We start from the raw sequence: 11,654 nt of genomic DNA on the forward strand, positions 1-11,654 counted from the left end.
CCGATGGTACTGCACTCGACAGGGTGTGGGAGAGTAGGACACCGCCGGAACATCCTTGCGAAAGGCCCCCAACACAGTTGGGGGCCTTTTTGCGTTGCCCTGCAGATGATGACGATCCTCCGGGTAGACCCTGATCCCGGGTGCCGTGTATATGGGGGCTGCCTCCGGATCCGCAACGCCGAGGCCCAGGCCTACGGTCGTGGCAAGGAGGTTGTTATGAGGTCCGTCACGGTTACGCTGACCGTCACTGGGGTCTACGCCACGGTCGCGAGTTTCGCGTTCGCGGCCGCCCTCACCGAGACGATCATGCTGTACCCCAATATCTTTCGCGATGTACCCGATTCGCTGGCACAGACCCAGCAGTTCATGAGCGAGGTCGCGGTCGGCGATGTCATGCGTCCACTCGGCGGGGTGTTGACAGTATGCGCCCTGATCGCCTGTGTGGTGGCGGTCCGGTACCGCCTCGCCCGGGGATGGGTCGTCGCATCAATGATTTCGCTCATCAGCGGGCAATTCCTGCTGTCGATTCTCTATCTGTGGCCGCGCGCGACGATCCTGTTCGACGAACGTTCCCGGCACAGTCTCGCCGAAATCCAGAGAGCGGCAACCGAATTCCAGGTAGGCGAGTGGGTACGGATAGCGACGGCCCTGGCGACCGCGGTATTCGCGGTTGCCGCCACGCTGAGTTGTTATCGCACACGGATTCTCGCCGAGGCCGACGAGCGGTTCGAGCACTTGGCCTAGGGCCGGGTGCCGGTGGACCACACGGGCGTCGTCTCCACTCGGGACAGGCGCCAGCCCTCGGCGGTGCGGACGGCATCGAAGCGGTAGACCTCGCCGAGGGTGAACTGCGGTTCCGGAGCGGTCCGCGGTTCGGCGGTCGCGGTGGGGCTGAAGGTGGCGATGAGATTCGCCCGCACGTCGGCGGTATCGCCGTGCAGATCGATGATCACATTGCTGATGAAGTGCTGAACGCGCTTGTCATCGGTGTGATTCCGGCTGGCCTGCGCGATCAGTGCATCGACGCCATCGGCCCGGCCACCGGGGGTTTTGGCGGTCGCATCGGCGGTGTAGATCGCATGGAAGTCGTCGAAGCGTCCCTCGTCCAAGGTGCTGCCCAACCGGTCGACCAATGCGGTGATCTCATTGCGGTCCACCAGCTCTCGGAGTTGGCGCTGGGTCGTGTCGTCCTTGGCGGTGGCGGTCGCGCAGGCGGCGAGCAGTGCCAGCGGCAGGGCGGCGAGGGGGAGGATGCGGCGGATCTTGTTCATCGGTCGAACCTTTCACATCAAATGTTGGTCACTCCAACGTTGGTGAAGCCAACGTAACAGATTGTGGGTGTCACCAACAAGTGTTGCTACATTTGGCGCATGGAGATCGCGCACGAGGACACCTCGGGCAGGCTGCGCGCCCTGCCCACCCGACTGGTGAATCAGGTGGCAATCCTGGCCAACCGGGCGACCGAGCGCGCCTTCGACGCGACCGGATCACGCCGCTATCACTACGCCCTGCTCACCACGCTCGACGAATTCGGGCCCGCCAGTCAGGCGGATCTGAGCCGACGCACCCGCATTGATCGCAGCGATATCGTCGCGGCTCTGAATGATCTGGCCGAGCGGGGTCTCATCGAACGCAGTCCGGACCCGGGCGATCGCCGCCGCAATATCGTCACCATCACCAAGGCTGGCACTCGCCACCTGGCCGAACTGGATCACCGCATCGAAGGCGCCCAGGACGAGTTGCTGGCCGCCCTCTCGGCCGCCGAGCGCCGCGAACTCGTCCGGCTGCTCACCCGCATCCTCGATGATCATGCCCGCGACTGACCGCACCGGTATTTCCGCAGGCCGGGGATAGGGTGCGCGGAGCGAGCAACTAAACTGCATCCGTGAGTCTTGTGCTGCTACCTGCTGTCGATGTCGCCAATGGAGAGGCCGTGCGCCTGGTTCAGGGGGAGGCGGGCAGCGAAACCAACTACGGCTCCCCGCGCGACGCGGCGCTCGCCTGGCAGGAGGCCGGTGCGGAGTGGGTGCATCTGGTCGATCTCGACGCGGCATTCGGGCGCGGCTCCAACCGGGAACTATTGGCCGATGTCGTCGGCGAACTCGATGTGCGGGTGGAGCTGTCCGGTGGCATTCGCGATGACGAATCCCTGGAGGCGGCGCTGGCCACCGGCTGTGCCCGGGTCAACCTCGGCACCGCCGCGCTGGAGGATCCGCAGTGGTGCGCGCGCGCCATCGCCAAGCACGGTGAGCGCATCGCCGTCGGCCTCGACGTGCGGATCATCGACGGTGAGCACCGGCTGCGCGGTCGCGGCTGGGTCAGTGACGGCGGCGATCTGTGGGAGGTACTCGAGCGCCTCGAACGCGACGGCTGCTCGCGCTATGTGGTCACCGATGTGACCAAGGACGGCACCCTCACCGGCCCCAACCTGGACCTGCTGCGCGAAGTGTGCGCCGCGACCGATGCGCCGGTCATCGCCTCCGGCGGCGTCTCCACCATCGAGGATCTGATCGCCATCGCCGAACTGGTCCCCGAGGGTGTCGAGGGTTCGATCGTCGGCAAGGCGCTGTACGCGGGCCGCTTCACGCTGCCCGATGCGCTGGCTGCGGTGCGCTGACCGATTCGATGACCGCAAACCGCCTCGACACCGAACTACCGGCGCTGCTCGACGTCGCGAGCGATATTCTCGATGCGGCCAGTCCTCGTTTCGTCGAGGGGATCGGCGCGCCGAGTGCGGTCGCCAAGGGCCGCAACGACTTTGCGACCGAACTCGATCTCGAGCTGGAGCGCACCATTTCGGCCCAGCTCGAACAGCGCACCGGAATCGAGGTGCACGGTGAGGAATTCGGTGGACCGCAGCTCACCTCCGGCACCGCGTGGGTGCTGGATCCGATCGACGGCACCTTCAATTACTCATCGGGGCACCCTCTCTCCGGCATGCTGCTTGCGCTCGTGCACGACGGGGAGCCGCTGCTCGGGCTGACCTGGCTGCCCTTGCTCGGTCAGCGCTATGCGGCGGCCGCTACCGGCCCGGTGCTACTCAACGGCGAACCGCTGCCGCGGCTGCCGCGCAGCAAGCTGGGCGAGGCGATGATCGGCTTCGGCGCGTTCAATGTGGATTCCGCGGGCCGCATTCCCGGCCGGTTCCGTTTCGACCTGCTCGGTCCGCTGAGTCGGTTGTCCTCGCGGGTGCGCATGCACGGTTCCACCGGTATCGACCTCGCGTTCACCGCATCGGGTGTGCTCGGCGGCGCGATCGTCTTCGGACATCATCCGTGGGACAACGCCGCGGGCGTGGCGCTGGTGCGCGCGGCGGGTGGTGTGGTCACCGATCTGGCAGGTGCGCCATGGACCATTACCTCTGGGTCGGTGCTGGCCGCCGCGCCCGGGGTACACGAGGAACTGCTGGAAATGATTTGCACGGTCGCCGACGATGCGTGAGGCTGCGCGCGTAGGGACAGGCATGATTCGAGGAAGGATGAGCCGATGACATTGGCGGTACGCGTGATTCCGTGCCTGGATGTCGATGCGGGCCGAGTGGTCAAGGGCGTCAACTTCGAAAACCTGCGCGATGCGGGCGATCCCGTCGAACTCGCCGCCGCCTATGACCTGCAGGGTGCCGATGAGCTGACCTTCCTCGACGTCACCGCCTCCACCGGCGACCGCGGCACCATGATCGATGTCGTGACTCGAACGGCCGAGCAGATTTTCATCCCGCTCACCGTCGGCGGCGGTGTGCGCACGGTGGACGATGTGGACCGGCTGCTGCGGGCGGGTGCGGACAAGGTGTCGGTGAACACCGCGGCCATCGCGCGTCCCGAGGTACTGCGCGAAATGTCCGAGCGCTTCGGTTCGCAGTGCATCGTGCTGTCGGTGGACGCGCGCACCGTGCCCGAGGGCCAGGCCGACACCCCCTCCGGCTGGGAGGTCACCACGCACGGCGGCAAGCGCGGCACCGGTATCGATGCCGTCGAATGGGCGATACGCGGTGCCGAACTCGGCGTCGGTGAGATCCTGCTCAACTCGATGGATGCGGATGGCACCAAGGCCGGTTTCGATCTGCCGATGATCAAGGCCGTGCGCGAGGCGGTGTCGGTACCGGTGATCGCCAGCGGTGGAGCGGGTGCGATCGAACACTTCGCGCCAGCCGTGCACGCCGGAGCGGATGCGGTCCTGGCCGCCAGCGTCTTTCACTTCGGCGACCTGACCATCCCCCAGGTCAAGGCTGCCATGCGCGCCGAACACATTGTGGTGCGTTAACATTTCGGCCGCCACGCCGCAGCGGTGATTGCTATCTGCTCGATACTTCCCCAGGCTTGGCGTCCATGTCCGCCATGTGTCCCTCATGCTCTTGGCCCTCGCCGATGCTGGTGTCGACGCATGGATCAGTTCGCTATCTGCGCTGTGTCTGCGGCAAATGGCTGGTCGCCCACCGCGGCGGGGTCAACCTGGTGACCGGCCGGAAGACCTGCACCAAAAAGGCTGTGGCCGAACATCTCGAATTGATTCCGTTGCCCGAGGAATGATCCCGGGGGCCAGCTGCGCTCTTGGCGGATGTCGCGGATCTTCGGTTGTCGAGCCGGCGTGCAGTAGGACGAGCTGGTCGAGCTGGAGCGGAACCCGCTTCTGCGCAACCTGATTCGCGCCGCTCTCGGTCGGGCGGCGGCTGGCCTCTTTCTAGGTGAGCCGAATCCAGTTTGCGCAGTGCATCTTTGGCGGATCGGGCGCTGATCGTGGTAGGCGTTGTGCACGGGTGCGCGCCTGGAGTCCGGTGTCTTGCGGTCTCGGTGCGATGGCCAGGTCCGGTAGGCAGCGGGGTGGCTGTTGGGGGTGGTCATGGTCGTAAAGAACTGCTCGTGCAGGGGCTACATCAGTAGCCTGCGTGTTCATGTCGGAGCCCGGCGTGCGCCGGAGTCTGGGCCAGGGCGGCAACCCGGTTGGCCGGAACGATGGCAGGGGCCGACCAGGTGCCGAGTAGGGGAGTGGTACTACCGCGCCGTGTGGTATCCAGCGACGCGCTGACGATAGCGGGCGGGGTACACAGCCAACAGTATTGCCCGAATTCGCAGTGCGCCGGGTGCGTGTGGCGCAGCAGCCGCGGCCCTGTATAACAGGTCATATGACTCTCGACCCCGCCATCGCCGCCCGGCTCGAGCGCAATGACGCCGGACTCGTCGCCGCGGTCGCGCAGGAGCGCGGCACCGGCAATGTGCTGATGGTTGCCTGGATGGACGACGAGGCGCTGGCCCGTACGCTGGAAACCCGCAAGGCGACCTACTATTCGCGGTCTCGCCAGCAGTACTGGGTCAAGGGTGAAACCTCCGGCCACACCCAGTACGTGCACGAGGTCCGCCTCGACTGCGATGGCGACACCATCCTGCTGGTCGTCGACCAGGAGGGCGCGGCCTGCCACACCGGCACCCACACCTGCTTCGATTCCGATCTGCTGCTCGCCGACAACCTGCTGCTCGCCGACGACTGAGTTCGAGTTCCCGAGCCGCCGGCAGGACGACCGGGACCCCGCAGTGACGAACTCGCGCACCGCGATTCGGTGGGCACTGTCACGGCCATCGCCGTCGCATTCTCGTGCCCGGTCCGCAAACTGCCCGAATCTCGTGTGGCTGCTACGGATTCGGCTGATCGGGCTCCTCGACTGCCGTCGACGGTCCGCTGGACTGGTTCAGGGTGTCGGACAGTTGGGTGGCGAGTAGTTCGCTGAGGTCGGCGAGTTGCGCGGTTTGTCCGGCTTCGAGACCGTCGAATACGAACTGGCGCACCGCATCCAGATAACCGGGTGCCGCCTCGACGACCTTCGAGTAGCCGTCGTCGGTGAGCACCGCGTGCACACCGCGGCGGCCGGTGGTTGCTGACCGTTGCGCCCAGCCCATTCGCTCCAGCTTCGAAACCACATGAGAGAGTCGCGATAGCGATGCATTTGCTTTGTGGGCCAGCTCACTCATCTGCAGCCGATGGCCCGGCTCTTCCGATAACAGTGTGAGCACCCAGTATTCGAAATGCGTCAACCCGAATTCGCGCTGCAGCTGGGTATCCAAAGCGCCTGGTAGACGTGTCATCAGCGCAACGATCGCGCGCCAAGCTCGTTGTTCGTCCGGGTCGAGCCACTTCGTCACTGGGTGCCTTCTTTCGAGCCAAGTGACGTGTTCCTATTAGTGAGCCTAGCGATTAATGAAAAGCATGTTCACAGCCACTCGCGTAAATGAGTTTGCCACGACTTCGCTCGACCGTCATGGACTTGGTGTTCGACGTGAGGTCACTCACAAAGTTGGATTGGCGAGTCGGCTAGGTGTCCTGGGTGACCGGCGGTGTCTGCGGGGCGGCGGTGGGTGGCACCGCCTGCTTGCCGGGGTGCTTGCGCCGCCACCGACGCCAGAAGATCAGGGACACCGAGGCGAGGAAGATGACCGCCGCCACGATCGCGCCGACCAGCGACGCGCCGCGGAAGGCGGGGGCGTCGACATCGAGGATCCGCTGACCGGCGTGTGCGGCGTTGTTGTTGCCGAGCGCGATCGATAGGGTCATCAGATTCGGAATCGCGAGGATCACCGCGAGCAATGCGGCGGCGCCCGCGATGAACTTCCCGGCCCGGCGCTTCCAGATCATGGCGGCGAGCAGCATGAGGAACAACGGCAGCGCGGTGCAGAGCAGGCCGTAGACCAGACCCCAGCCGATGCCCTTGCTGAAGCTGCCGCTCACCAGATCGGCAATGCGCTGCGCCCACCAGCGTGGAATGAACGCCGCCAGAATGAAGTAGGTGCCGATCAGAACGGCGCTGACCACCACTGCGGCGATGATCCGAGTGCGCCACGTGGCCAGCGTGGATTTCTGACCGTCCGACCGAACCTCGCTCGAAGTCATGAATCCAGCGTATGCCCGGCAATCGCGAGGTCGATGGCGATGGACCTGGCGTTTTCGCGGCGGCAGCCGCGAAGCGCGGATTACCGGCTACTGCAGAGCGCGCTCACGCAGGAATTTCACTGCCTCGTCCGCGTGCACATTGGCACGCAGCTCGCCGGTGATCACCGTGGCGATCTTGCGATCTCGGTCGATCACGAACGTCTGCCGCTTGACCGGAGCGAGTTTGCCGAGCAACCCGCGCTTCACGCCGAAGGCCGCGGCGACTTTGCCCCCGGCATCGGAAAGCAGGGGATATCCGAGGTTCTGCTTGGCGGCGAATCCGGCCTGGGTGTCGACGCCGTCGGTGCTGATGCCGACACACGATGCGCCGAGTGCCGCGAATTCGGCGGACAGATCACGGAAATGGCACGCCTCCGCCGTGCAGACCGGCGTATTGGCGGCGGGGTAGAAGAACAGCACGAGCGGACCGTTCGCGAGCAGGGCATCGAGCGAACGTGGTGTGCCGGATTGATCGGGAAGCTCGAACTCGGGGGCGAGCTGACCTTTCTGCATACTGGGGACAGTACCGGGCGCGAGGTCTGTTTGCCGCCTTGGCGTCATGTCCCCGTCAAGCCGTTGGCCGGGATGACGGGGACGTTTTCAGCTAGCTGCCGATGATTGCGGCGACTTCCGGATTCTTGATCTCCATGACATCGAGAATTCCGTGCGCGCGCAGGAACGGCTCGAGTTGCTTGATCCGGTCGCTGTGGATGGCGTATTCGTCCGGAAAGTGGTTCCTGTCCAGGGCTTCCATCGCTTTCACGTAGGTGACGAAGGATGCTAGGGCGTTCACCTGGGTGGAGCTCGGTGATCCGCCCATCGAATTCAGGCCGACCATTCGCGTGGGCTGACCGGGCAGGCCTGGTACGGCGGCGTGCCGACCCTCGGGCGCACCTGGTGGCGAGGGGTACATCTTGTCTCCTCTCGGAATGGAAACCGCATGTGGAATCGAACGGGGCGAGTGTAGTGACGCCGGTCACCGGCCCCTACAGCGCGTGTGAACCGGACAGTCGGTTAGAAAGGTTGGGACGCGCCGACAAGAGTGTCGGACCCGCCTGGGATGATGGACCCATGCCTGCCGCGTCCACTCCCACCACCACGACCCGCGAACAGTTCCACCTGCTGGCCGCGGAGCACCGAGTGGTTCCGGTGACCCGAAAGGTGCTGGCAGACTCGGAAACCCCGCTGTCGGCCTACCGAAAATTGGCCGCGGACCGGGCCGGCACCTTCCTGTTCGAGTCGGCGGAGACCGGGCGGTCCTGGTCGCGCTGGTCGTTCATCGGCGCTGGCAGTCCGTCCGCGCTCACCGTCGTGGACGGCGAAGCGGCCTGGCTCGGCAACACCCCGGTGGACGCACCCTCCGGCGGCGATCCGCTGGTCGCGCTGCGCGAAACCCTGGAGCTGCTGCGGACCGAGCGGCTACCCGGCCTGCCCCCGCTGACCGGCGGCATGGTCGGCTACCTCGGCTACGACGCGGTGCGCCGAATGGAACGGCTGCCCACCCTCGCCGTCGACGATCTGCAGCTGCCGGAAATGGTGCTGCTGCTGGCCACCGATCTCGCGGCCTTCGACCACCATGAGGGCGCGATCACGCTCATCGCCAACGCGGTCAACTGGAACGGCACCGCTGAACGTGTCGACGAGGCGTATGACGACGCGGTGGCCCGGCTGGACCGGATGACCGCCGCGCTGGCCGCGCACTCGGAGTCCACCGTATCGGTCTTCGATCAGCCCGACCCGGAGTACATCCGCCGCCGCACCACCGATGAATTCGGTGCCGGGGTGCGCCGCCTGGTCAAGGAGATCGAGGCGGGCGAGGCATTTCAGGTGGTGCTCTCCCAACGCTTCGAAATGGACTACGACGGCGCGCCTGTGGACCTCTACCGGATGCTGCGCGCGTCCAACCCGAGCCCGTACATGTACCTGATCCACATCCCCGACGGCGACGGCCGCACCGCCTTCTCCATCGTCGGCTCCAGCCCGGAATCACTGGTGACCGTGAAAGAGGGGGTGGCAACGACACATCCGATCGCGGGTACCAGGTGGCGCGGTGCCACCGAGGAGGACGATCTGCTGCTGGAGAAGGGGCTGCTGGCCGACGAGAAGGAGAACGCCGAGCATTTGATGCTCGTCGATCTCGGCCGCAACGATCTGGGGCGGGTCTGCCAGCCGGGCACGGTGCGGGTCACCGAATACCGGCACATCGAGCGCTACAGCCACGTCATGCATCTGGTCTCGACGGTCTCGGGCCGCCTCGCGCCGGGCAAGATCGCGCTGGACGCGGTCCGCGCCTGCTTCCCCGCGGGCACACTCTCGGGCGCGCCGAAGGTGCGCGCGATGGAGCTCATCGAGGAACTCGAGCCGACCCGCCGCGGTGTCTACGGCGGCGTCGTCGGCTACCTCGACTTTGCGGGCGATGCGGATACCGCGATCGCCATTCGCACCGCACTGCTGAAGGACGGCACGGCCTACGTGCAGGCGGGTGCGGGCATCGTCGCGGATTCGGATCCGGACTATGAGGACGTCGAATCGCGCAATAAGGCGATGGCGGTGCTGCGCGCGGTGGCGGCCGCGAAAACCGTTCGGGCCTATGGTGCGCCGACGCCCGCGGACGGCAGCGCGCAATGACCGGCTCGGAATCCGGCGATACCGATCCGGCAGCCTCGGCAGGTGTCGAATCCCCGAAGCGCAGGTATCCGGTCGGTGCGATCGTCCTGCTCGCCATCGCGGCGGCGGCGCTATGGGGCTCGTCCCGGATGACCTGGGTAACCGTCTCGTCCACCGATGGCCTCACCGAACCGCGCACCGACAAACTCAACGGCGGCGTCTGGTTCGGTGCGCTGACGCCACTGGCCCTGGTACTGCTCGCCGCCATTGCCGCGGTGCTGGCCACGCGCGGCTGGCTGCGGCGCATGGTCGGCGTCCTGATCGGTTTGGTCGCGGCGGTGACCGCCGTGCCCGCCTTTGCCCTCTTGACCAGATCCGGTGCGACTGCGGCGCGTGCGGCCACCCTGGCGGAGCTGCCTGGCCGCGCGACCGTCACTCAGGTGGTCACCTCGCAGTTCCCCGCCGTGCTTTCGCTGGTGGGCGCGCTGGCGGCCTTTACGGCCGGAGTCCTGCTCGCCCGCATGCCGCAGGACACCGCCCGGCTGTCCGGCAAGTACGACAATCCGGTGTTCCGTCGCGCCGCTGCCACCGAGCAGGTGACGCGCCAGCGCACCGATGACGCAGACGCGACACCGGGACAGCTCTCCGAGCGGGTGCTCTGGGACGCATTGGACGCGGGCACCGACCCCACCGATGAATCGTCCGGGCGCACTCCGACTCCCGCCGACACGCCCGATCATGATCAGGGTAAATCCGGGGGTCGCGGTGTCTGAGCAGGTGACTACAAACCCCGGCGCAGTTGCGCCACACGAAGCCATTTATTCTTTGTCAGCATCGGTGAGACAGCGCCTGGGGGGATTCTCAGGCAGCAAGTCCGTCTCCCCAGAAAGGATTCGAGCCAGATGACGGTACTCGACTCGATTCTCGACGGGGTCCGCGCGGATGTGGCCGCTCGGGAAGCCCTCTTGGACTTCCAGGCGATCAAGGCGGCCGCGGCCGCAGCGCCCGCGCCGCTGGACGCCCGCGCCGCGCTCCTCGAAGACGGCATCGGCGTCATCGCCGAGGTCAAGCGGGCCAGCCCGTCCAAGGGGGAACTCGCGAACATCCCGGACCCGGCGAGTCTGGCCAAGGCTTATGAGGACGGCGGCGCGCGCATCATCAGCGTGCTGACCGAGGGCCGCCGCTTCCACGGATCGCTCGACGACCTGGACGCGGTCCGCGCCTGCGTGAGCATCCCGATCCTGCGCAAGGATTTCGTCGTCGGGCCCTACCAGATCCACGAGGCCCGCGCGCACGGCGCCGACGTCATCCTGCTCATCGTGGCCGCCCTGGAACAGGACGTGCTGAGCGCGCTGATCGATCGGACCGAATCGCTCGGCATGACCGCGCTGGTCGAGGTGCACACCGAGGAGGAGGCAGATCGCGCGCTCGAGGCGGGTGCCTCGGTGATCGGCGTGAATGCGCGCAACCTCAAGACCCTCGAGGTCGACCGCGACGTGTTCGCGCGCATCGCGCCCGGCCTGCCCACCGAGGTCATTCGCATCGCTGAATCCGGCATTCGCGGCACCGCCGATCTGCTGGCCTACGCCGGTGCGGGCGCCGACGCCGTACTCGTCGGCGAGGGCCTGGTCACCAGTGGTGACCCGCGCGCTGCCGTGTCCGAGCTGGTGACGGCGGGCACCCACCCGTCCTGCCCGAAGCCCGCGCGGCGGGGCCGGTGACGCGGGTGACGGCACTTCCCAAGGCTTCGGACGGCGTCCACGAGCGCAGCGGCCATGAGCCGGACGCAGGCGGCCACTTCGGCGTCTACGGCGGCAGGCATGTTCCCGAGGCGCTGATGGCGGTGATCGAGGAGGTCACCGCCGAATACGAGAAGTGTCGCCTCGATCCGGCATTCCTCGATGAACTGGATCGGTTGCAGCGCGACTACACCGGCCGCCCGTCGCCGATCTTCGAATGCCGACGCCTCGCCGAGCACGCCGGTGGCGCGCGCATCATCCTCAAGCGCGAGGACCTGAACCACACCGGTTCGCACAAGATCATATTTAATACACGTTTATAAATTATTTCCCAAACCTGTTATAGTACATTGAATTATGGTATCATTTTTTATCCACTTATTCACATATAGT

The 11,654-nt window shown here is 66.1% G+C and carries 15 protein-coding genes and 1 pseudogene; 11 read left to right on the forward strand and 5 right to left on the reverse strand.

Annotated elements, in window-relative coordinates:
* The first annotated feature begins 216 nt into the window (after positions 1-216).
* Positions 217-744: a hypothetical protein gene (locus ABZW16_RS40485; protein ID WP_354961455.1), complete on the forward strand. Its 528-nt coding sequence runs from the start codon at positions 217-219 to the stop codon at positions 742-744.
* Here ABZW16_RS40485 and ABZW16_RS40490 read toward each other — a convergent pair.
* Positions 741-1,271 carry a nuclear transport factor 2 family protein gene (locus tag ABZW16_RS40490; protein WP_354961456.1) on the reverse strand — a complete coding sequence of 177 codons (531 nt, stop codon included), beginning with the start codon at positions 1,269-1,271 and terminating at the stop codon, positions 741-743. The two genes, ABZW16_RS40485 and ABZW16_RS40490, sit on opposite strands and share 4 nt — an antisense overlap.
* Before the next feature lie 99 nt (positions 1,272-1,370).
* Here ABZW16_RS40490 and ABZW16_RS40495 point away from each other — a divergent pair, with 99 nt between their 5' ends.
* The 6 genes from ABZW16_RS40495 (at position 1,371) to hisI (ending at position 5,482) form a co-directional block, all read left to right on the forward strand.
* Positions 1,371-1,823, forward strand: a complete 453-nt coding sequence (locus ABZW16_RS40495) for a MarR family transcriptional regulator (RefSeq protein ID WP_354961457.1) — start codon at positions 1,371-1,373, stop codon at positions 1,821-1,823.
* A gap of 62 nt (positions 1,824-1,885) precedes the next feature.
* Positions 1,886-2,617: a bifunctional 1-(5-phosphoribosyl)-5-((5-phosphoribosylamino)methylideneamino)imidazole-4-carboxamide isomerase/phosphoribosylanthranilate isomerase PriA gene (gene priA, locus ABZW16_RS40500; RefSeq protein ID WP_354961458.1), complete on the forward strand. Its 732-nt coding sequence runs from the start codon at positions 1,886-1,888 to the stop codon at positions 2,615-2,617.
* An 8-nt stretch (positions 2,618-2,625) separates the two neighbouring features.
* Positions 2,626-3,441, forward strand: coding sequence for an inositol monophosphatase (locus ABZW16_RS40505; RefSeq protein ID WP_354961459.1), 816 nt, complete (start codon positions 2,626-2,628; stop codon positions 3,439-3,441).
* 45 nt (positions 3,442-3,486) lie between these two features.
* Positions 3,487-4,260 carry an imidazole glycerol phosphate synthase subunit HisF gene (gene hisF, locus ABZW16_RS40510; protein ID WP_354961460.1) on the forward strand — a complete coding sequence of 258 codons (774 nt, stop codon included), beginning with the start codon at positions 3,487-3,489 and terminating at the stop codon, positions 4,258-4,260.
* A 104-nt stretch (positions 4,261-4,364) separates the two neighbouring features.
* Entirely contained in the window at positions 4,365-4,526 is a 162-nt protein-coding gene (locus tag ABZW16_RS40515; protein ID WP_354961461.1) for a hypothetical protein, read from the forward strand.
* Positions 4,527-5,119: 593 nt separating this feature from the next.
* Positions 5,120-5,482 (forward strand): phosphoribosyl-AMP cyclohydrolase, encoded by a 363-nt coding sequence (hisI, locus tag ABZW16_RS40520; RefSeq protein WP_354961462.1) that lies wholly within the window; start codon positions 5,120-5,122, stop codon positions 5,480-5,482.
* A gap of 142 nt (positions 5,483-5,624) precedes the next feature.
* Here hisI and ABZW16_RS40525 read toward each other — a convergent pair whose 3' ends face one another.
* From ABZW16_RS40525 to ABZW16_RS40540, 4 genes are all read right to left on the reverse strand, one after another.
* Positions 5,625-6,074 carry a MarR family transcriptional regulator gene (locus ABZW16_RS40525; RefSeq protein WP_354961463.1) on the reverse strand — a complete coding sequence of 150 codons (450 nt, stop codon included), beginning with the start codon at positions 6,072-6,074 and terminating at the stop codon, positions 5,625-5,627.
* A 226-nt stretch (positions 6,075-6,300) separates the two neighbouring features.
* Positions 6,301-6,876, reverse strand: coding sequence for a permease (locus ABZW16_RS40530; RefSeq protein WP_354961464.1), 576 nt, complete (start codon positions 6,874-6,876; stop codon positions 6,301-6,303).
* Between the two features lie 87 nt (positions 6,877-6,963).
* Positions 6,964-7,428, reverse strand: a complete 465-nt coding sequence (locus tag ABZW16_RS40535; RefSeq protein WP_354961465.1) for a peroxiredoxin — start codon at positions 7,426-7,428, stop codon at positions 6,964-6,966.
* 91 nt (positions 7,429-7,519) lie between these two features.
* Positions 7,520-7,828 carry a hypothetical protein gene (locus tag ABZW16_RS40540; protein ID WP_354961466.1) on the reverse strand — a complete coding sequence of 103 codons (309 nt, stop codon included), beginning with the start codon at positions 7,826-7,828 and terminating at the stop codon, positions 7,520-7,522.
* A 158-nt stretch (positions 7,829-7,986) separates the two neighbouring features.
* Here ABZW16_RS40540 and ABZW16_RS40545 point away from each other — a divergent pair, with 158 nt between their 5' ends.
* The 4 genes and pseudogenes from ABZW16_RS40545 to ABZW16_RS40560 all read left to right on the forward strand — a co-directional run.
* Positions 7,987-9,543 (forward strand): anthranilate synthase component I, encoded by a 1,557-nt coding sequence (locus ABZW16_RS40545; protein WP_354961467.1) that lies wholly within the window; start codon positions 7,987-7,989, stop codon positions 9,541-9,543.
* The gene (locus tag ABZW16_RS40550; RefSeq protein WP_354961468.1) at positions 9,540-10,295 is read left to right on the forward strand and encodes a TIGR02234 family membrane protein; all 756 of its coding nucleotides are present in this window, start codon (positions 9,540-9,542) and stop codon (positions 10,293-10,295) included. Before ABZW16_RS40545 ends, ABZW16_RS40550 begins: the two co-directional genes overlap by 4 nt.
* 129 nt (positions 10,296-10,424) lie before the next feature.
* Complete coding sequence (gene trpC / locus ABZW16_RS40555; RefSeq protein WP_354961469.1) at positions 10,425-11,243, forward strand: indole-3-glycerol phosphate synthase TrpC; 819 nt, start codon at positions 10,425-10,427, stop codon at positions 11,241-11,243.
* Positions 11,240-11,563: pseudogene (locus tag ABZW16_RS40560) on the forward strand (tryptophan synthase subunit beta); the annotation flags it as partial. The gene trpC and the pseudogene ABZW16_RS40560, both read left to right, overlap by 4 nt.
* Positions 11,564-11,654: the final 91 nt, after the last annotated feature.

Source organism: Nocardia sp. NPDC004604 (assembly GCF_040609795.1).
Lineage (GTDB): Bacteria > Actinomycetota > Actinomycetes > Mycobacteriales > Mycobacteriaceae > Nocardia.